This is a genomic window from Streptosporangium sp. H16 (assembly GCF_051918855.1).
In the GTDB taxonomy this organism is placed as follows: domain Bacteria; phylum Actinomycetota; class Actinomycetes; order Streptosporangiales; family Streptosporangiaceae; genus Streptosporangium.
In genome coordinates, this window is the sequence record NZ_JBPXMD010000129.1 from 1 (window position 1) to 726 (window position 726).

General features: G+C 67.2%; 2 protein-coding genes. One reads left to right on the top strand and one right to left on the bottom strand.

What is annotated here, in order from left to right:
• Positions 1 to 326, bottom strand: a 326-nt coding sequence (locus ACTOQ2_RS43990) for a helix-turn-helix transcriptional regulator (RefSeq protein WP_440107998.1), incomplete at its 3' end; no start/stop codon positions are given.
• A gap of 137 nt (positions 327 to 463) precedes the next feature.
• Here ACTOQ2_RS43990 and ACTOQ2_RS43995 point away from each other — a divergent pair.
• Positions 464 to 726: RidA family protein (locus ACTOQ2_RS43995; protein ID WP_440107999.1), on the top strand; the 263-nt coding region annotated here is incomplete at its 3' end.

Genomic DNA, 726 nt, shown 5'->3' on the forward strand with positions numbered 1-726 from the left:
AGCGCGTCGACCACCTTGAGCATCGCCGAAGCGAGCGCCGAGCCGAGGCCGAACGCCTGCGCGCCGCGCCGCGATCCGGCGACCAGCAGGGCGAGGGCCTCGTCGTGGTTCAGCCCGGTGAGTTCGGTCCGGAAACCGGGCAACAACGCGAAACCGCCGTGCCGGCCGCGTTCGGCGTAGACCGGGATACCGGCCGTGGACAGCGCCTCGATGTCGCGCAGCACGGTGCGGGTGGAAACCTCCAGCTCGCGGGACAGCGCGGCCGCCGACAGCCGACCGTGCCGCCGCAGCAGCAGTACCAGCGAGACCAATCGGTCGGCGCGCACACGAGAACTCTACTGAAATACACGACACAGGATGTCGTGTATTCGCTGAGAAGCTGATCAACATCGCGAAAAGGACGGTGGCTACCTAGCCGACGGACATACGTAATGTCGACGAATCGAATGGAGCTGATGTGGCAATGGAGCGAACGGCGGTCAACCCGTGGGCGTGGTCGGTGGAGATGGGCTACAACCAGGGTGAGATCGTCTCCGGGCACACCCGGACCCTGTACTGCGCCGGGCAGACCGCGATGAGCGGCGACGGCAAGCCCCAGCACGCCGGTGACATGGCGGCGCAGCTGGCGCTGAGCCTCGACAACCTGGAGGCCGTGCTCGGCGAGGCCGGCATGTCCCTCGCGAACCTCGTCCGGCTCAACGTCCACACCACCGACGTCGATCGGCT